The organism is Hahella sp. CCB-MM4, from assembly GCF_002260525.1.
Taxonomy (GTDB): domain Bacteria; phylum Pseudomonadota; class Gammaproteobacteria; order Pseudomonadales; family Oleiphilaceae; genus Hahella.
Genome location: NZ_MRYI01000001.1, coordinates 702,082 through 721,367, shown reverse-complemented (window position 1 = coordinate 721,367; position 19,286 = coordinate 702,082). Strand labels below are relative to the sequence as shown.

15 protein-coding genes are annotated in these 19,286 nt (G+C 47.4%); 5 read left to right on the top strand and 10 right to left on the bottom strand.

Translation table 11 applies throughout. The features are described 5' to 3' along the window. Positions 1–388: 388 nt before the first annotated feature. Entirely contained in the window at positions 389–2,233 is a 1,845-nt protein-coding gene (locus BTA51_RS03185) for a pre-peptidase C-terminal domain-containing protein (protein ID WP_168188030.1), read from the top strand. 563 nt (positions 2,234–2,796) lie between these two features. Here the strand turns inward: BTA51_RS03185 and BTA51_RS03180 are convergent. The 4 genes from BTA51_RS03180 to BTA51_RS03165 all read right to left on the bottom strand — a co-directional run bounded on the left by BTA51_RS03180 (position 2,797) and on the right by BTA51_RS03165 (position 6,149). Then, positions 2,797–3,120 carry a hypothetical protein gene (locus tag BTA51_RS03180; protein WP_094705931.1) on the bottom strand — a complete coding sequence of 108 codons (324 nt, stop codon included), beginning with the start codon at positions 3,118–3,120 and terminating at the stop codon, positions 2,797–2,799. A 145-nt stretch (positions 3,121–3,265) separates the two neighbouring features. Further along, entirely contained in the window at positions 3,266–3,850 is a 585-nt protein-coding gene (locus BTA51_RS03175; protein ID WP_094705930.1) for an imm11 family protein, read from the bottom strand. A gap of 146 nt (positions 3,851–3,996) precedes the next feature. Beyond that, positions 3,997–4,764 carry a hypothetical protein gene (locus BTA51_RS03170; protein ID WP_141215519.1) on the bottom strand — a complete coding sequence of 256 codons (768 nt, stop codon included), beginning with the start codon at positions 4,762–4,764 and terminating at the stop codon, positions 3,997–3,999. 2 nt (positions 4,765–4,766) lie between these two features. Further along, complete coding sequence (locus tag BTA51_RS03165; protein WP_094705928.1) at positions 4,767–6,149, bottom strand: hypothetical protein; 1,383 nt, start codon at positions 6,147–6,149, stop codon at positions 4,767–4,769. Between the two features lie 319 nt (positions 6,150–6,468). Between BTA51_RS03165 and BTA51_RS03160 the strand changes: the two genes are divergently transcribed. Beyond that, positions 6,469–7,098: a hypothetical protein gene (locus tag BTA51_RS03160; RefSeq protein ID WP_094705927.1), complete on the top strand. Its 630-nt coding sequence runs from the start codon at positions 6,469–6,471 to the stop codon at positions 7,096–7,098. Positions 7,099–7,519: 421 nt separating this feature from the next. Here the strand turns inward: BTA51_RS03160 and BTA51_RS03155 are convergent, their stop codons facing one another. The 4 genes from BTA51_RS03155 to BTA51_RS03140 form a co-directional block, all read right to left on the bottom strand. Next, the gene (locus tag BTA51_RS03155) at positions 7,520–8,863 is read right to left on the bottom strand and encodes a DUF2130 domain-containing protein (protein WP_094705926.1); all 1,344 of its coding nucleotides are present in this window, start codon (positions 8,861–8,863) and stop codon (positions 7,520–7,522) included. A 29-nt stretch (positions 8,864–8,892) separates the two neighbouring features. Then, complete coding sequence (locus BTA51_RS03150; RefSeq protein ID WP_094705925.1) at positions 8,893–9,102, bottom strand: KTSC domain-containing protein; 210 nt, start codon at positions 9,100–9,102, stop codon at positions 8,893–8,895. 191 nt (positions 9,103–9,293) lie between these two features. Then, a complete protein-coding gene (locus BTA51_RS03145) occupies positions 9,294–11,102 on the bottom strand; it encodes an AAA family ATPase (protein ID WP_094705924.1) in 1,809 nt (602 codons plus the stop codon). 262 nt (positions 11,103–11,364) lie between these two features. Continuing rightward, positions 11,365–13,383 (bottom strand): methyl-accepting chemotaxis protein, encoded by a 2,019-nt coding sequence (locus tag BTA51_RS03140; protein WP_094706052.1) that lies wholly within the window; start codon positions 13,381–13,383, stop codon positions 11,365–11,367. Positions 13,384–13,764: 381 nt separating this feature from the next. On the opposite strand from BTA51_RS03140, the gene BTA51_RS03135 reads away from it, so the two are divergent. Both BTA51_RS03135 and BTA51_RS03130 read left to right on the top strand, forming a co-directional pair. Continuing rightward, positions 13,765–15,018, top strand: a complete 1,254-nt coding sequence (locus BTA51_RS03135) for an ABC transporter substrate-binding protein (RefSeq protein ID WP_094705923.1) — start codon at positions 13,765–13,767, stop codon at positions 15,016–15,018. Positions 15,019–15,164: 146 nt separating this feature from the next. Next, positions 15,165–15,821: a YceH family protein gene (locus BTA51_RS03130; protein ID WP_094705922.1), complete on the top strand. Its 657-nt coding sequence runs from the start codon at positions 15,165–15,167 to the stop codon at positions 15,819–15,821. Here the strand turns inward: BTA51_RS03130 and BTA51_RS03125 are convergent, their stop codons facing one another. Beyond that, a complete protein-coding gene (locus BTA51_RS03125; RefSeq protein ID WP_094705921.1) occupies positions 15,822–16,052 on the bottom strand; it encodes a hypothetical protein in 231 nt (76 codons plus the stop codon). A 150-nt stretch (positions 16,053–16,202) separates the two neighbouring features. Further along, a complete protein-coding gene (locus BTA51_RS03120) occupies positions 16,203–17,231 on the bottom strand; it encodes an alpha/beta hydrolase (RefSeq protein ID WP_168188029.1) in 1,029 nt (342 codons plus the stop codon). Between the two features lie 330 nt (positions 17,232–17,561). On the opposite strand from BTA51_RS03120, the gene BTA51_RS03115 reads away from it, so the two are divergent. Further along, positions 17,562–19,238 carry a methyl-accepting chemotaxis protein gene (locus BTA51_RS03115; protein WP_094705919.1) on the top strand — a complete coding sequence of 559 codons (1,677 nt, stop codon included), beginning with the start codon at positions 17,562–17,564 and terminating at the stop codon, positions 19,236–19,238. The last annotated feature ends 48 nt before the right edge of the window (positions 19,239–19,286 follow it).

Below are 19,286 nucleotides of genomic sequence, written 5' to 3'. Positions count from 1 at the left end.
ATCTGAAATATTGATTTAGCTCAAAAAGACTAATACCAAGATCTAGTAAGAATGAAGCATTACAGAGGATGTTTTGGTAAAATTCTATAAAAAACAAAGAAATATATAAGAACACAATATTATGTTATCAGTAAATTGGATACTTGACCAAATGGTCTAGGACTGTTAGATTGCGCCCCGCTTAACACCGTTAAAAGGAAATCATACGGTCCTCCCATAAGGATATAGATTTTTGGGATGGGTATATAAGTTGCCAAAGAGTGACAATATATCTGCCTCCTTCCTTTTATGTTTGTTATGCGTTTGCGCATAGTGGCTGCGCATCATACATATCTGTCAAATGGAAAGATTTAAACTGATATTTATAAGGTTAAAAGGAATTATATCCATGAAAAGCAACGGGCTAAAAAGAGCTATATCTTTTTCAATCTCAGCCCTGGCATTGGGCGTCTCCAGCGTCACGCTGGCCCAAGTATCCAGCCAGGATTCCCAATATGTTCGCGATTATCTGGAACGCTTCCAGAGCAACCCAGTCGAAGTGATGAACCAGGTGCCTGCCAAGACCTCCGTCAATGGCGGCGAAATGCCTCAGCGGTTTACCGAAGAGGCAATAGAATCCGGTAGCTTCGTTGAAGACAAAGACGTGCGTCGTAACGAGTTGCTGCATCATTCTGACCAGTCTTCCGGCATCATGATGCGGGCAGTGGAATTGAGCAACGACAACGCTGCCAAGCTGGTCGACAATGGCGAGCAATTGCTCAGCAACGTTCACGAGATGGATGCGGCTTACCTGCAAAAAGCGGCCCTGTCTGATCAGCCATGGTCAGATGATTACTGGGGGCTCTACAAAGGATCTCTCGGCAATCGCTATGCTGATCCAAAATTACAGGATGCATGGCCTTCAAACTGGTATGAGCACTGGCTCTTTGCTACCAGCACTCACCAGCCTCAGGAATACATTGATAACAATGAAATCGAGTTCCTGTCTCCTTCAGAAAAATACGACCTGCTGGTAGGGGATTCCGAGTACACATTGACCAAGAACATGTGGGAATCCGGAAAAGCATACTGGGATAGAAACGGCTCTGTAGAAACCTGGATGGGACTCTGCCACGGTTGGGCTCCTGCTGCCTACATGCTGCCGCGCCCCAAACACTCTGTTACTCTGACCTCTCCTGAAGGTCGTGATATCAAATTCTATCCAGCCGATATCAAGGCTCTGGGTACTTTGCTGTGGGCGGAAGCGTCTCCAAATGTCCGCTTTATCGGCGGCCGCTGTAATACCAAGCGTCCTGAAACCGATGAAAATGGTCGTATCCAGGACCAGGCATGTTTCGACAGCAACCCAGGTAGCTGGCATAAGGCGATCGTCAATCAGATCGGCGTTAACAAGCGCTCCTTCGTGATTGATGCCACATACGATTATGAAGTGTGGAACCAGCCAGTATTGAGCTATGTGTACAACTACTTCAATCCACAAACCGGTGAATCGTACGAGTCCGCGCAAGATGCCATTATTGCAATGACCGACTACACCAACGATAAGTTCTCCCAGTACCGCGGCTCAGAAGCTACCCAGATCGTGGGCGTGCAGATGCGAGTCACCTACATGGTGGAAACCGGTCCAATGCATCGTGAAATCGATCGTCCAAGCTACGATGGTGCATTCTCCGTACGCTATATGTACGACCTGGAATTGGATTCTGAAGGCAACATCATTGGTGGTGAATGGTACACCAACCGTCATCCGGACTTCCTGTGGACTCCGGCTCCTGGCGCGCACGCAGTTTCCTACTACAATCCGCCCGAAACCTCTGGTACCACCAAGAACGAAATCAAGCAGGGTACTATTGAGCAGGACAAGTGGCATTTCTTCGGTCCATACGAAACCATGGATTCTTTCAAAGTCACTATGGTCGGAAGCAGCGATGCAGACTTGTATGTCAGCGAAGGCCAACAGCCCAGCGATACCCTGTATCAGTGCCGTCCTTATCTGACCGGCTCTAACGAAGAGTGTAACCTGGAATCTTCCGGTAGCTACTACATCGGCGTGAAAGGATACGATCCGACCTCCGATTACCAGCTGCAAATTCGCTACACCAAGCCAGACAGCAGCTGGGCCAAAGACGCACCGATTCCGTCCGCGTGGAAAGGTAATGCGAAAAACGCTGCGGAATACAGCCAGCCGCTAACCAGAATTATTGAGCAGATGTTCGAGTGGTCTTCTCAGTAATCTCCGGTTAGTCAGTCACTCCTGATCTGTCAGACCTTTCTTGGGAGGGGAGGTCTGGCAGTTAATTCAGGCTGTTTGGGGCGTTCCTTTGCGCCCCTTTTTTGCTTCTATACTTCCACGAAATCTCCCATCTTTGCCCATCGAATAGCGCGAAAAAGAGTAGAACGACCCCGTCGTCTTGCTTGCGGATTTAATCGAAGCCTGTTTGGGCGCGGATGACCTTTGACATACCATGGCCTGTTCTGCTTTCGACATCGCCGGGCGTTGAGAAAAGCCCCGTATCGTTCATTGCGATAATTCCAACGCCAATGAAAGCCCCGTCGAAGATCTGAGCGGAATATATTGTAATAGCCTCTTGGTGCCGGATAACTGCTTCTTTTTATACCAACCATAAATTTAGCTGGTGAGTTTTAGCATTAGAAAACTAGAGATAACAAAGGTCCAGCTCTATCACTCATCTGACAAGCCTATGTAGGGGCGGACCTATGTGTCCGCCCAACGGGTTCACAGCCGATAGGTGAGATTCAAGGGGATCGGCGGGGTGAGATCGAATTACCTATTGATTATTCAGATTTCACTTCCTTGGTGATCTTATCCCACTGATCTTCGTAGCCATTGAGTGTCATATAGCCTGAGACCTTGTTAAACAACTTATGCATCCAGAATTCAATATCATTGATACCTTCGACAGAAAGCCCTTTTTCATTATCTTCAATGGCTAAATCCACTATTTCCCAAAAGGCTCTTGTCAGTATCTCTGCTTCTTCGGCGTTGCTAATACCGATCTTTGAAGACATGAATTCAATAGCCAAACTGTTGCCCTGCTTCCTGGCATAGTGGATAGCCAGGACTTGAGCGTTTTTTGCTGATTCTGAGAACTTAAGCATCCTTATCCTTGTATGCCTCCTCAGTCTGGCCATTAACCGAAATTTCGGCTCTATGGGGAGGTTTTGTGACGTGCTCTACTGACGTCTACGTTAGTTTTTGGGTGTCCGTTTATATTGAGAAAAGTCTCAATTATCGAAGCACTAATCAATGACTTGTACCAAATGGCATCCCTAAGGGATTGACTAGGTCTGAATAAAAAGAAATACCTTGAAGCCTCTCTTTTTCTACTGCAGCTTTAAATTCGTCAGTGCAGAAGATACCTTGGTATGTATCAAGCTCGGTTCGAAAAATAGGGAAGGATTTAACTCGACTCTCAATAAACGAGAGGTGTGTCAGATTCCCATTGGTGTCATAAGTAACCATTGTCCTGTTCAGCCCGGAAACCTCCTCAGAAGTCCGTAGAGGGTTAAAAATATAACCCTCTTGGTGATCAAATCTTATAGGTAGTAGCTCTCCATGATTTGCCAAAATATTTCTTAAAGCTTTATGTGCTTTTGTATTCAGGAATAGTCGACCATTACGGGCCGCGATATCTGGAATAGTCTCTTTGCTGGACTTACCTGCGGCTCGAAAATTTATGGTTAATGGCTCTAACCAGACCGAGGCGTATGGTAAAGGAGCCCGCTTTATGTGAAATGGATGTTCACGACCAAGTTTATTGATCACTTCAGTGGTAGGTATTTCAAAAACCAAATAATTGTTGTCATGATGGATGCGGTGAATTGTCATTTAACCTTGTCCGCCCATTGGGCATACAGGAAATTGAGGGATTTGGAGCACCTAATAAAATTATTGCGGTGAACGAATCATGGCGGTCCTTCAGTCTGATCCTCATGTGAATTTGGTTTAAGGTGTCAATTGGAGATTCCGTAATTCTACCCAGCCAAAGCAGCTTGTTTGCACCGCTCTGCATCAGTGGACAGCTTGATATGGACGTTGGCGATAAACTCATACATGGTTTTTACGACAGCACTGTCAATATCATGCTCTGGAGAGAAGTACTCTCGCATGACTGAGCCGGGCTCAAAGACAACGGTCAGGATATGATCATCGGAGATTGCAGTATCCCAAAACCACCTGGGAGCATCCGAAGGTTTGAACACTTTATAAAAGAACCATCGGCTTCCGTGTATAACTTGTGAGTCGACTTCTTCAACTGATCGAGGATACTGTAAAAAGTCAGCGTCAGGATCAATTTCATCTTCATAGGTATCTCGTTGTTCCCACATTTCCCGGTTTTCTGTTCCCCAAAGCTTTTCACTCTCCTCTAATATCCAGGTCTGAATATCAGTGATAGCGTAGAATGATTTGAACTGACGAACATGCGGATGTTTGCGGGTTAGTACCATTCGTACTTCAAGCGTCCCGATATCTTTTTCACCAAATGGACGGTCCCAAAATGACCATCCACGATAGAGCAAGGTTAGTCCCATGCTCTCGCCGCCACGATTCTCCTTGAAGTGATCAGGGTTATATAAGTCAACCTTCTCTGCGAATTGCTTAGCCGGTGCGGGTACTTCATGTCTGGGACAGCGGAACTTAACTTTGGTGCCAGACAGATCAAATTCCATCCATGGAGCCGAATCAAAGTCCGGTCCCAGTGGATGCATTTTGCTTGCCTGCCATCGCTTCAACCATCTCACGCTCAGAATCGCTCCGTTGTAAGTACTGCAAATAATGATGAAGCCAAGCCGCCTTTGTGCTTCTGGACATGCGCGTTAAAGCTGTCTCGATTCTTAAAGGGGTGCATATGCGGATTAAGGTCAGGGTCAGCCACATTGGTTGCCATGGTATTCCGCAAACGACGAAGGCCACGCACTGAACCCCACGTTGCGAGCGCGGCACCACCATACATAGCAGCAGTACCTAAGCCGCCATCGCCAACGAGCATCTGCTTCCAAATACCAGGGTTTGCCAATTGACCAGGCGAGACTTTCCCAATGTGTTGAGCTTCATTCCAGGCACCGCTGGCAGCAGCACCAATACCGGCAGTCATCGTGGCTGCTTTATAAAAATCAGTGCCAAACATCTCCCGCAACTCACTTGCCCGAGCATTGTAGTCTGTGCCAAGTCCATCCATTGCGTCAGCAATACTGCGGCTGTTCAACAACCGATTCTTCACACATGACCAATCGTCCGGGTGATGTACGTATCCTTTGTTGTGGAGCTTCATGTTTGTTTTCTTCACTTTCTCAATGAACCCCACCATAGACTGTCGCGGAGCGGCAAACAAGACCGTGTGCTTGTCGAGAGAAACCCGGACATTGTCGAGTGCCAAACCAAACATCCTGGCGCCGTCGCCATGCACAACCCAACATACCTCCTTGCCTTCACGTTGTGCTCGCACAAGTGCTTGTGCCAAGCGCTCAGCGGCGAATTCGAGCGTGAATGTCTTTTGCTCAGAAGTTTTCCAACTGTGGCCGCGGTAGTTGAGTGAAGGAGGGTTATACATAAGTGTATACCCTTCGGTATTGAGCGAGGACGCTCCTGGATACGCATTCTTGAGCATGTCGGGCATGATTGCTGTTGCGGCCATAGGAAGATGCTTGGTTAATCCGTTGACTGCCGCCAAGCTAGTTTCAACTCGTCCCTTTGGCTTTACATCCACCTTCCATGGGGTTCGCTCGTTACCTCCGGGGGTAACTCGATACAACCTAGCCTGATGTCGATCAGGACACTGCGCAAACTCAATACTGGTGATATAAACGCCCGCTGGTTTACCAGGGCTTCCAGCCTGAAGAATGAAGTATTGAATACGTAGGTTGCCAGCAAAATCCATATGGCAGTGGGGAAGACTGTTACTGGAGTATGAACCGAGGCTACCAGCAGTGGCGCGCATCTGGAGCAAATGTTTCTTGATCTGCCTCGCTATGCCAGGACCTTGTGCTTCTATGATCTCAGCAAACTGAGCCATTACCCGATTGTCGTTGAGATAGATCTTCCGCCCACTGCTATTCGCCTCGGGAGAATCAAACACGTATGCAGGGCCAGCGCTGTTGGCTTTGAACAGAGATTCGAATGAACTCATGTGGGAACCTGTCCTTAGTCTTGGTAAATATCCGAAAGGACGGGATGCTAAACGAAACAGAATGGTTTTAAAATCGGGGAAATGGTCTACGTAAAGCTACAAAATCTAATCTTGAGTATAATTAAATTTTGTAAAACGACTTCATATTGATCGATCTATGAATCAGAGTGTTCGCCGCTCATTGGAAAGGATATTTGCACAGCCGAGCAAACAGCAGACTATACACTTTCTATATGCTCTAAATCCGCAGTAGTCTTTCACCGATTCATTATACTGGTGATAGGCTGACAGCTATGTATTGGAGAGATAAGGAATCGGATTGTTTACCTTTCTTTTTTTAGCTTTGTTTGTTGTCCTGTTCTGCGTGTTCGTTTACGTAGCTACTACTTTGAGGGTGAGATTGAAGAGTGTTTTGCAATCTGCTGAGAATTCCCTGAATGGCCAAGCGCTATCTAAAGATGAAAAAGGGAAGATATGGGATAGATTTAAGCAGAAACTTGTTTTCTTCCCAACTTCCGGGTTTATAACTTGTGACCCTGTCATTCGAGTGGAAGATAGAAATATAGGAGTTCACGTATTTCTATTTGGCTCAGGCGTAGGAGTCTTTTGTGAAAAAAATGGGAATACCAAATTAAATATCGAGATCAAACGTTCTTATTCCGGTGTTGAAGAAAGACAGAGGTCAAAAGATATAGTGCTTCCGGGGAATCTGAAAGAAAAGTATCTGGTCCGTAAAATTGCAGGAAATAGCGACTATAACGAAGAGCTGATCTACAGGTTGCTGAAAATTTTACGAACCTGTGAGCCGGACTACATTGAAGTTTCAGATGAAAGCTATTTCATACTCTTTCAATGTGAATGCAGGCATAGGGAGGCATATCCAGATCACTACGAAAAATTGTTCGATAAAGTTGATCCAGTATTACACATCCTGAGTGAAGATCTTTGAGAAAGCCGGTGGTTTCAACCACTGGCAAAATAATTCAATGATGCTTCCTGAGAGTGACCTCAAAGGCAGAAAGGACGGTGCGCTCAGCTCACAGCGGGTAATTGTAGGAAATAAATTTGTCTCGATTTTTTCGCTAACCTGATAATGATATATGTAGGGGCGGACCTATGTGTCCGCCCATCGGGTTTCCAGGCAATGGAGGAGGGGTGAGAGATTCGGAGCCCCCATTAAATTTATTGTGGTGAGTGAATCGTGGCTATTCCTTATTCTGATTACCTATGTAATCTTGTCCAGCCAACGAATTATTCTCAGGGTCACGGCACGGTAGAATGTGAAATTCAAGGCCGGACCTCGAAGAGTTCTTAGGGACTGTATTTCTTTGCTTTTTCTTAATCTCTAAAAAATTAATTGAATCAACCCTTTATTCGGACTCGGAGGAAGCTTTATTTTCTAGCTCTGAAAATTTTGCTGCCATCGTGGGGTTTTTACGTGTCAGTTTCTTGATCGTTACATCCTGAGCTTTATCGTTCGCAAGGCGAAGGTTTCGATCAGTTCCGAGTAGAGCTTCTTTCGTTTTCTGCAAGTGGTCGATCGACTTATCAATTTCATCGATTGCCGTTTGAAATTTTCGAGAAGCAAGATCATAGTTCTTCCCGAATGCCGTCTTGAATTTATCAAGATCGTTTTCGAAATTTGTTATGTCGATATTCTGTGATTTAACAAGCGCAAGTTCTACTTTATATTCTAACGATTTCACTGCTGCGTTGCGCAGTAATGTAATAATTGGAATGAAAAACTGCGGCCGAATAACATACATCTTTGGATAGCGATGGAATACATCGACAATCCCAGTATTATATAGCTCGTTTTCAGGTTCTAGCAGTGAAACTAATACTGCATACTCGCATCCCTTTTCAGTACGATCTTTATCTAATTCTTTTAAGAAATCCTCATTTTTTTTCCTGGTTGCAGTAGTGTCACTTTCGTTTTTCATTTCAAACATAATTGAAACTATCTCAGTACCCGTATTGTCTGAGTCACGAAAAATGAAGTCACCTTTGCTACCAGTACGTGCATCATTATCTTTTTCGAAATACGCATTTGGAAAGGCAGTTGCGCGAATCCTATTAAACTCTGTTTCACAATGCTGCTCTAGAGTTTCACCAACCATTTTGGTTGAAAGGCGGGCTTTCATATCTCGGAGACGTTCAATTGTGTCGTCTCGGTCTTTGATTTGCGTTTCGTACTTGTCTTTAAGCGATTTTTCGGCAAGTTGTTTTTCTAGCTCTGCTTGCTTAAGCCCGTTCTTCAGCTCATCACGTTCTTTTTCAATTTTGTTAAGCGCTTCAGTAATAGCGAGTTTTTTTGCTACTTCACTAGCACTAAGCTTCTCTTCGGCTAGCTTCAAAGCCGCTTGGTTATCGTTCTTCACCTTAACCAGTTCATTGGCAAGTATATCGCGCTCTTTTTCTATCGCCCTTAGAGCTTCTGCCACAGCCAGTTGCCGTGTAACCTCACCAGCATCTAATTTTGCTTTTAATTCTTTAATTTCGGCATCTTTGGCAGCTGCAGCTTCCTGCATATCGTTTCTGATATTGCTTTTGGCAAGCTCGACTTCTTTTAGTTTGTCTTTTTCGGCCAACTCAAGCCGCTCATGTAACTCCTTTTCAAATTCACCATTGCGAACCTGCTTCAATATGTCTGCATATCCGGCTTCGTCAACTTTGAATGCCTTTTTGCAATGTGGACAGATAATTTCATGCATGTTTACTTTACCCTTTAAGATAGGGTCATTTAAACCCTACTATAACTGTATGTGCCTTTGATATTTGCGGCTAAATAACCACCATGGGAGTTTGCTGACATTAATCCATCATGCTCATAGTTGGGAACATTGTAATATTGGTAAACGCTTCCATCTAAAAACTCAATTTCCAGTGTTTCGGTATCAGGATCATACCCAATAGATGCGATATTGCTAGATACCACTTGTACCCTTTCCATAGCCTTCTCCTTTCCTGATATTCAAACTCAAGCGGAACTTTATTTTGCCATGCAATAATGTCCTTCTTTAACAATATTTCATTCCCTATTTGAAGCAACGCCAAAGCGATGCTTCAAATAATATAGCTAATTAGGAACACAGAAATAGGTCGAGTTTTGTTGAAGGAGTTCCTAATAATGCGCTTTTAGATTTAAGCCTCAACATAACCACTAAAGAGCTTTTCCATGACGGTTCGTAGTTTTACAGGAACGTCTTTCCAATCATTACCCCATGAGCTTGCGCATTGATATGCCAAGAAAGGCTTCTCTGAGGCTGGTGTTTTATAGCCAAGCAAATCTTCAATACATTCTTCAAGGATGACAATTTTATCAGCGTTACCTACAGCTCCTTGAATAGGCAGATTAAACTTTTCAGCATTAGCCACTGCTGCGTCTCGATCATGCATAACCATAAAACTAATCGACAGCGCATGAAAATACTTTGCTATGCCAATGATTGATGCTTTTCCTCTAGCCTTGATAACTTCAAAATCTGACTGAAGTTTAGCCCTTACTTCAACAGGAAGTCTTTTAAATGCTTCCTTTAGTACTATGTCTTCAGTGTCTCCTTCCACTAAAACTACAGTCTTTGTGAAAAATGCTCTTGCAACATAATCATCAACACGAAGCAGCATTTTTACATATGCTTTGTCGTTTTCACTCAATGCGATAAATTCATCGGATACGTTAAAGGCCATACTTTCTGTATGCCCGCCATCGCAGCGAAACCTGTTCAAGACCTGTCTAGGCTTACGTGATAGATCAATTAGATACGGAGAATGGGTAGTAGCAACAATTTGTGATTGTTTCCCGGAAAGCTCGTAAATAGTGTCTCGCATTTGGTTAGCCGCACTGGGATGGAGATAAATTTCTGGCTCTTCGAAGCCAATGATCAGACTTCTATCCGAGTTATCCTCGCGCTGTGATAACCAGTGTTGCCGGAAGCGAAGCATGCCAAAGACAGCTGATCGCACCATCCCAGTACCTTGATGACTTACAGGTGTTTGTATATTGCTAGACATAGCAATTTCGAATGAAGGTACGAGAGCCTTTTGGGGATCACTAAGGTCTGCGGTTGCATGTAGCGCTGAATCTGGAAAGACGCTTGAAAGAACTTTGTTGAGTTCAGTCATCATTTTTCCAAATTCTGAATTTTCGTCCTTAGGATCAAGCTCCTTAGTTAGTTCATCAAGATGCTTCTGAGCAGCTTTATAATTATCTGATTCATCGCGAACGTCCTCGAATAGTTCGCTTAGCGTCTTTCCTAATACTCCTTTCTTGGGATCATCTATTTCATAAGATGCTGCTTCAGCGGGAATTTTAAGAAACCTAGGCAAACGACTTAAAACGTTGCCTGGTATCCCGCCCGGATTTTGAAACCACTCATCCTCCTGCCCCAACTCCCAAAGATCATCAACGGCTTCTAGCTTAATCTTTTCTTTTGCAGGAATTCCCTTGTCTAAATCAGTAAATAGCTCTTTAAATACCTCTTCATTTGCACCCGCATCAATGAAATCTTGAGGACTCTTACATTTAGTGAATTGTGCAGCCAATGATCGTTGTTTTGACTTCAGTTCTACAATGACATCTCTACCTAAAGGAAAACTTTTTCGGTAGTGAATGGAGATTCCCGTTTCACCCAACTCTTCGGGATGCTGGTACCGAAAAGTCCTTCCCTGGAATCCGCGCCAGTTATTTGATTCTATCGGTACATTCCGAAATTCGGCTTCAAGTGTAATACAGTCCGCAACAACCTTTACTTCGCCGGTATCCTCATCGACTTCCGAGTAATAGTCAGCCTCAGGGATGCGTTTATTTGCTGATAGTAGATACTCTATAGCAATCAAAACAGAACTTTTCCCGGCATTATTCGGACCAATACAAAAACTGGCATCGCCGAATTCGACTGCTACAGATTGAAGCCTTCTCAACCCTTCTATTTTTAACCTGTGAAGCCTCACATTCTCCTCCTGAGAATAAGACGGCGCCGTACTAGCAGGTACTTGTAGTAGACATCCATTGTAGGCATTCCGTAATCCGCTGTTATAGAGTACTTGTCAGATCTGGGTTGACAGTCGACATGACACAAACTGTACACCCAACCCCACCTTTCTTTAACCCCTTCTGCTCGCTGGTGGTAAGCCGACCCACTCCCGCAAAAAAGCCGGCAGTCTCACCCACCGACTATTCAATACAATTTCTTAGGAACTACTAATTCAGCCCCTAAACCCGAAACCGCCCCAGCGCCTGATTCAACGAACTCGCCATCGTCTCAAGCTGCTCTGCAGCAGTTGCCACTTCCTGTACTGCATGGCTGTTGGTTTCGGTCATGGTGGCGATGCGTTCGACGTTTTCTGCCACGTTGGTGCTGGCCTGGGATTGCTCGTTGAGCATCATGGAGATTTCCATGAACATTTCCATGACCCGGTGTGAGCTTGAGCGGATTTCTTCGATGGATTCGCCTGCTTTTGTGGCCAGATCAGCGCCCTCGTTTACCTGTTCCACGCCTTTGGTCATGACAGCGACAACGGCACGGGTGCCTTGCTGAATATCTCCAATGGTTGTGGTGATTTCACTGGCCGACTCGGTGGTTCTTCCCGCGAGGCCACGAACTTCATCGGCAACCACCGCAAAGCCTCGACCCTGCTCTCCGGCGCGGGCGGCTTCAATGGCGGCATTCAATGCCAACAGATTGGTCTGTTCGGCAATACCCGCGATGACTTCCAGAATGCCGGATATGCGGTCTGATAGTTGGCCCAGTTCGCTGATATTTTCCGACGCGGAGCGCACGGTATCGGAAATTGTCAGCATGCCTGAGCTGGCCTGTTCGATAATGCTCGCACCATGTTCTGATATCTGGAATGAGGATTCGGAAAGCTCCCTGGCTTCCTGGGCGTTTTTAGCCAGACTGTCCACACTCACTGTTAGTTCTTCCACCGTAGAGGCTATCTGAGTGGCAGCTTCGCTCTGTTCGGCAGAGCCTTTGGCCACCTCGTTGCTGGCATCCGACATTGCGCGGGCGGCACTGCCAAGTTCCTGAGCAGTCGTGGCTAAATCCCTGAGGATTGTTCGGACTTGTTGTTGCATACGCTTCAGGGCATCAAGCAGTTTGCCTGTCTCATCCTGACCGCGGACTTCAATATGTTGGGAGTAATCCCCTTCCGCGATTGTTTCCAGTGCACTAACGGCATTGGCAAGCGGCTTGCCCACCATCACCCTGACTGCCAGCCACAATACCAGGGTAACGACAATGATTGTCACCACCGTTTTCAACAACATCTGTTGCCCCAGCCAAGTGGCTGCGTAATGAGAATCCTCTTCTGGTTGGGTGACACCCAACACCCAGTTTAATTCTGGAATCTGGATATAATGCGTTTCCCAAGGGACTGCACTCTGTTGCCTGGCACCCTTCCATAGATTGATCAATTCACCGGACTTTTGTTGCAGCATGTCGCGAATGAACTGCCCTTCCTGGTTTTCAATCAGGTTAACGCCACCAGCGGTGGGATGGAGCAGGAACTTACCTTGATCAGGGCCTTCTTTGGCGTCGACAATAAACATGAACCCGTTATCACCAATCGCCAGATTTGAGAGTCCGGTCATCAGTCTCTCAAGCGACTGACTGAAGCTGATCCCGATATATCGGATGCCGATAATCTGTCCCATTTTGTCTTTGATGGGGGTGTAATTGGTGACGAACTGACGGCCGAATAAAGTGACTTTCCCGGTGAAAGGTTGCCCTTTGATATTTTGCACGTAGGCCGGGGAATTGTGGCTTAGCAGGGTACCGACAGCCCGTGATCCATCTTCCTTTTTCACAGAAGTGATAACACGAACAAAATCATCGCCGCGTTTGACGAAAATGGTGGCATTACCGCCGGTGATTTCCGCGAAGCGGTCCACGGTCGAATAGTCTCCGGCAATGTCCGAGCCATCGTTGGTCAGTACGGGAACCGTTTGTCCCATGACCTCCTGTGTGCGGCTGCTGTCCAGGATAAACTCCCCAGGGAACGCTTCGCCGAAGACTCCCGACAGGTGTGCTGCTGTGGTTTCCAGTTGGTCGTTATAGGCATTGATGGTAACAGACGAAGATGCGAGCAGATTGTCCATTTCAGAATCTGACATTCTGAGAACCTGCTCACCAATATTCCGGGTAACAATCCAGCCGCTGACAGAAAGAATGAGAGTAATAGCAAGACAGACGGCAATACTTAATCTAATGGCGATACTTTTCCTGAACATAGTCATCCCTCTTCCAGTATCCGAGGCGTGTTCCATTTCAAGTGACAGACTGTCCGATTGAAATGGCCTTCCAATGGTTCCTTTAACACCTAGCAGGATAGACCAAAAGGATTATCTGTATAGAGGACTGCAACAAAAATGAACAATTATTTCTTTTTTATATCCACAGGGAATAGCAGTCGGTGAGATCCGAAAACCGGGATATATCTGACCTTACTTTAAGCTCAATTACCTGAACATCCCGGACCTTTTGTTGAACATCCTAGAAGAATTGAGAGGCCTGGGACTACTACGATTGGGGTTCGTCGTCTCCGGATATACAACAATAAGAACATTGCTACTCAGTCACACATCGGTGTGGTTCAGTTGAGGAGTATCTGCATGAACAAGTTTGTCGTGACTCTGTTACTTGCCTGGCAGCCGTGGCTGGTGTCGGCAGGAGAACTCGAAGTATTGCACTACTGGACTTCCGGGGGCGAGGCCGAGGCCCTGAACGTGCTCAAATCCATGATGAAGAAACAGGGGCATGTCTGGAAAGATTTTGTTGTTGTCGGAGGGGGTGGCGAGAGTGCCAATGCGGAACTTCGGCAGCGGGTAGTTCAGGGAGATCCGCCGACGTCGGCGATGATAAAAGGTCCAGACATCCAGCGTTGGGCCCGTCTGGGATTTTTACAGGATCTGGATCAACTGGCCCAGCGCCAGAAATGGGATGACAAACTACCTTCTCTGATTGCGGAAGTGACCCGGTTTCATGGTCAGTACGTCTCAACGCCGGTGAATATTCATCGGACTAACTGGATGTGGATCAATAAGAAAATCCTGGATGAAGTGGGGGCCAAGGTTCCGACCACATGGGACGAATTCGAGCAGACGGCGAAAAAAATCCAGGCCCACGGTTATGCCGTTGTCGCCCATGGTGATCAGGCCTGGCAGGATGCCACGGTATTTGAATCCATCGCACTGGCTGTGGGCGGACCGGAGTTCTATCGCAAGGCGTTTGTGGAAAACGAATACCCGGTTATCAAGAGCGATACCATGACCAAGGTATTTGCCCAGTTCAGAAGAGTTCAGCCTTATTTTAAAACCGATCTGCCCAGTCAGGACTGGAATATGGCAACCGATGCGGTGATCAAGGGCGAGGCGGCATTCCAGTTCATGGGAGACTGGGCAAAAGGGGAATTCGAAAAGGCGGGTCTTAAAGCGGGCAGGGATTTTATCTGCGCTGCAATGCCGGGAACGCACAATCAATTTCTGTATAACGTCGACACCCTGGCCATGTTCAAGCTGGGCAATAAAGCAGATCAAGCTGCTCAGCAGGATCTGGCCAACGCCATCATGAGTCAGGAATTCCAGGAAGTATTCAACCTCAAGAAAGGCTCGATTCCCGCTCGCATGGATGTGGATTTAAGCAAGTTTGACGACTGCGCCCGCCTGAGCCGCAAAGAATTTCATATCGCTGAACAGAACGGGGCTCTCTTGCCGAGTATCGCCCATGGCATGGCCACGACAGCCAGGGTGCAGGAGGAGTTCTATAGCGCTCTCCATGATTTCCTTCACTCGCCGGAAATGAATGACCGAAAAGCCATGGTCATTCTGGCGAAAAGAATGCGGTACGGCTCCTACGCGATAAATTAAGTGATTCCAGGGCACTTTCAGGTATTTGTAATACAGGTAAATGTAAAACCTTCTTCTACCGGATATGGCATATACTCTTAACAGTACTGAGAACTGAGCACAGTTTTACAACTTAATACAGTAAAAAGACTGAAAGGAGTAACCAGTTGAAGAAAGATCTTTCGCTCTATGACACCCGGGTGATTGGTGTGCTGATGGAGAAGGAAATTACCACGCCGGACCAGTATCCATTGTCGTTGAACGCATTGACTAACGCCTGCAACCAGAAGAGCAATCGTCATCCTGTGTTGGAGTTGTCTGAGCAGACTGTGAATGAGACGGTGGAGGATCTGAAAAAAAGAGGGCTGGTGAGAGGTGACAGTTACAAAAGCCGGGTAGAGAAATATGCTCACCGGTTCTGTAACAGCGAATTTGGGGAGTTGAAACTTTCCCCGGCACAAGTTGCCGTGGTCTGTGAGCTTCTTTTGCGGGGCCCGCAGACGCCGGGTGAATTGCGCTCCAGGGCCAGTCGCATGCATCCTTTTACCCGAGTGGATGAGATAGAAGCCACACTGAAAGAGCTGGAAGAACATTCGAAAGGGCCGTTAGTGACCATCCTGCCCAGAGAGCCGGGGAAACGGGAATCGCGCTACGCGCATTTGTTTTCGAGTGATATCGAGCCGGTTATGACCGAGAGTGTCGATGCTGAAAAACTGGGTGCCAGCCGGGCGGAAATCGATACATTGAAAGCCCGCATCGTCAAGCTCGAAGAGGAAAACGAAGCTCTCAAGCAGCGGCTGCGACAGCTGGGTGAGGTTTGCTGATCAGGCGTCCAGGTTACGCATGATATCGAGTTGAAACTCTGTGTCGGCAAGGCTGTCAGCGGGATCTGATGTGGCATCCTCCCGACGTACTGCGTACTTGCCGGTGTGCTTTTCGTGGTACAGGAGCCACTCGTGAAGCGCTTCGGCTGCCGCATCCTCGGTTGGAAACACCCCTTTCGAGACGGCGTTTTTGATCAGAGAATCTACTTTGCTGATGCTGGCTTTGAGCATGGTCTCTCTCCTGTGCGTTGTGCCGGGAATGAGCATGGGCATGAAAAGTTTAGCATGGATCGGGGTCAGACCCTTAGGTGCTGACCCATAAATATCGGGGCCTGTGCTGGCAGGCTCTTGGTATGAATATATGCCAGACACTGATAAAGACTAGGGCAGATAAAAGTACTTTGGATTTGCGTCCCATACTTTTCGCTTGGGAATATCGTCTTCATCAATACCGGCCAGAACCTGAATGATGTCCTCACGTACAGGTTTACGCTCCAGGTAACCCCAATGGTCACCGATGCGTTCCTTGAGTGCCACATCATCCCGCTGACCGGCCCCGGTGGTGTCCATGATCAGCACGTTGGGGGCAAGATGATTGATGTTGGTGGGGCCTTTGCGTCCCATACGCTGCTTTTTGTTCTTGGTTCCCTGGGAGACCAGCAGCGCATCGTCTTCCTGGTTGATGTAGATATGTACGCGTTCGCACAGTTTGTGCAGATGGCTGAAGGCTTTGCCGGGCTCGAACAGATCATGATCGCAGTCGGCATTCAGCAGCAGAATCTCGCTGAACAGTGGGTAGGGTGTTTCTCCCAACTGGGCAGCAAAGTGGTGTAATACCTGGTTCCCCATGGAGTGTGCGGCGAGGTGGATACGCTGGCGGCAGGGGTCGTGATCACCGCTGTCAAACATGTCCGCATAGAACTGGTGAACCTTGCGGAAGGCTCTGCCCAAAATGGCGCCCGTATCAATAGCGTCGGGCTGGTCGTCGGTATATTTCCACAGCCGCCCGAGGGAAGGCCAGGAGACGTAAACCAGGTGATCGACCGTACAACTGGCACGATCCAGGTATTTTTTCTTCAACTGCTCTATGTGCTCGAGATTGGCTTCGAGGTCGTAGTTGAAGCCATGAATGAACACCAGGACATCTGAGCGTTGAGTTGTGCTGGAAAGCTGTTTGAAAAGTTCGAAGAAAAGCTTTCCGGTCCCGGTAAGGTCAGCGTTTTTCTTGTTGGCTGCCAGATCGCTGTAATCGCTGGCAGCCCGATCGGGGAAAATCTCGTAATCCTTACGGTCCGGGAAATACTCTGCCACCCGGAATGTGGGAGAGGCTTTTTCTTTACCGTTGGAGTTGAAGCGCTCTTTTTTGTTCTTTAGCTGAACGGAACGATTGCTGATGATGTAAATGCTCATATCGCTGACCCTATGCTTGTTATAAGGCGAAAGAGTTTTCCTTCTCTGACAGCGATACATCCAGAGTATGTAGCAACGACCTGTTAACGGTGGGTTCTGAACCTAACAGGTGATTTGGAGACGGTACCCTGATGATTCTAACGATAAACCTTGTGATAGAGAACCAAATATCAGGAAGGTTTTTTGTCGGCACTCTTAAACCGCTTATCCGGAAGTGGTGAATGTGAATGAGAAGCCGGCCTTTGACTGTACAGATGTCCGATTGGGATCAATACTTCTATTGATATGATATGTAGAAAAAAGAAATAGCTGTAAGCTCGGGAGCGTAGTATGTATTTGACTATTCGCCATAAATTACTGTTACTGGCCATTCTCCCCATCCTGGTAATTTCAGTTTGCCTGACTGTGGTTAATGGGATTCAGATGGATTCATTATCCTCTGCCACCACAGAGAAATTATCGACCTCGGTGATGGAAGCCAAGCGCGGAGAGCTGAAAACAGTCCTGCAGCTGGTTTATTCGCAGATTAAGGAAAACTACGAAGGCGCCATGGGCAAGTCCAAAATAGGACAGCAGTTGGCCATCGAACAGTTAAAGAAAATCACCTATCAGGATGGCAATCATCTTTTCGCATATAAATCAGACGGCTCCCGTATATTTAAAGGAACGGATCTGGAAGGTGTAGGGCAGTCATTTATATCGGCCAAAGACGGAGAGGGTAATGCCTGGGTGCAGAACCTGATCAACGCGGCCAAGAGTGGTGATGGATATTCTGAAGCTCGATTTGCCTTGGATGATGGAGGAACCTCCCAGCGGTTGTATTACAGTATCTGGTTGGAACAGTGGGACATGGTGCTGGGCACCAGTGTTGATCTGGATGCGATGCATCAGGCAATCGAGGAACTGGCAGCCTTTTCCGATGAGCAGGTCACGACCAGCCTCGCGTCCACGCTCACTGTGGTCGCGGTGATTGGTATTGTGGTTATTGGCTTGGGGTTGGTGCTGACTCACTCCATCACCAAACCGCTTTCCGTGATCACGGCATCCATAGAACAGATTGCTGCCGGCGGCGGTGACCTGACGCAAAGAGTGAAAGTATCGGGCAAGGATGAACTCACCCGGCTTGCAAGCCAGTTCAATACCTTCCTGGATTCACTGCAACAGTTGGTGAGGATGATTGCAGAGACTTCAGAGAGCATCACTAATGCAACGACGGAATCCTCTGAGCGGGCCAACCTGGTTAATCAGGCCATTGGAAGCCAGAGAGAGTCTACGGAGCTGGTAGCGACAGCAGTTAACGAACTGACCGCGACGGCGGCGAATGTCTCCGAAAATGCTGAACACGCAGCCGAGGCCAGTGTAGAGGCAACCACCCAAATTCGCTCGGCATCTTCCACCCTGGAGCAATCCTCCAATAAAGTGAAACTACTGGCTGACAAGTTGGATCAGGCCAATGCTCAGATCAATTCCCTGGAAAGCAGCGTGGGTGAAATCGGCGGTATTCTCGATGTTATCAGCGGTATCGCCGAACAAACCAATCTGCTGGCTTTAAATGCGGCAATCGAAGCCGCCAGAGCCGGTGAGCAGGGGCGTGGTTTTGCGGTTGTCGCCGATGAAGTGCGTGGTCTGGCTTCGAGGACGGCGGCCAGTACTGAGGAAATCAAGGAGAAGATTGCCAGGCTGACCCAGGAATCCCAGGCAGCTGTCAAACTCTTCGGGGAAGGCAAACAGGCCAGCGCCGAAGCGGTGACTCTCAGTGAAGAAGCCAATGCCGTACTGCTCTCGGTGGTCGAGGCGATCGAGAAGATCTCCGAGCATAATCAGATGATCGCGACAGCCGCCACAGAGCAAAACAGTGTAGCCGAAGATATCAACCAACAGATCCATACCATAGCGGAAGCCGCCACTGATGCTGCTTCACTGGCGGAGCAGAACACCGAGACCGCTCAGATCGTGGCTGGTGACAGTCAGAGCCTGCAGGATCAGGTGGGGCAGTTCCGTGTGTAAGGAAAGCTATCTCAGAGCCATAACGCCTGACGACGACATAGGGATGCT